The following is a 515-nucleotide window of genomic DNA, read 5'->3' as shown; positions in this document are numbered from 1 at the left end:
GGGGAAATTGACCCCCACCAGCGGAATCTCCAGGCGTCTGGCCAACTCCAGCGCAATCAACCCAAGCGACAGCGGCTGACCGCGTCGCAGTTCCAGCACTTTATTGAGTAACGCCACTTGCGGGCGCAGCGGTGTGAAGTCGTCTTGGGCGAACCCCAGGTCATTCATCCGCCGCAACAACGGCTGTGCCAGTTCGCTGACCGGTAGCATCGGCAAGCCATAGCTGACCTGCTGTGTCAGGCCGTTAAAGTCGGCCAGCACCGCCTCGGGGCTCAGCTTGATATCGTGCTCGGCCGCCATCCACAGCGTCGCTTCGAACAGCGCGGGCGGTGAACGTTGCAGGCAATCGAAGAAGCATTGGCGAGGCGTCATCAAAATCTCCGGCGAATGCCTCGTTTTAGCCCCGTCTCCGACATTCGTCCAGTGCCGCACACATGCGGTTTCAGGTTATTTCCAAAAGCCTGCAAAGCAACGGCGCTTATTCCGGTGTGCTTCAGCAATTTTCAGGCGCAAGC

1 protein-coding gene is annotated in these 515 nt (G+C 59.2%); it reads right to left on the bottom strand.

All coding sequences use genetic code 11. The annotated features are described in order from the left end of the window. Nucleotides 1-372: transglutaminase family protein (locus AC1DRJ_RS32215; RefSeq protein ID WP_477805642.1), on the bottom strand; the 372-nt coding region annotated here is incomplete at its 3' end. Between the last annotated feature and the right edge of the window lie 143 nt (nucleotides 373-515).

This window comes from Pseudomonas sp. P5_B2, from assembly GCF_056400445.1.
This window is presented reverse-complemented; position numbering and strand designations above follow the sequence as displayed.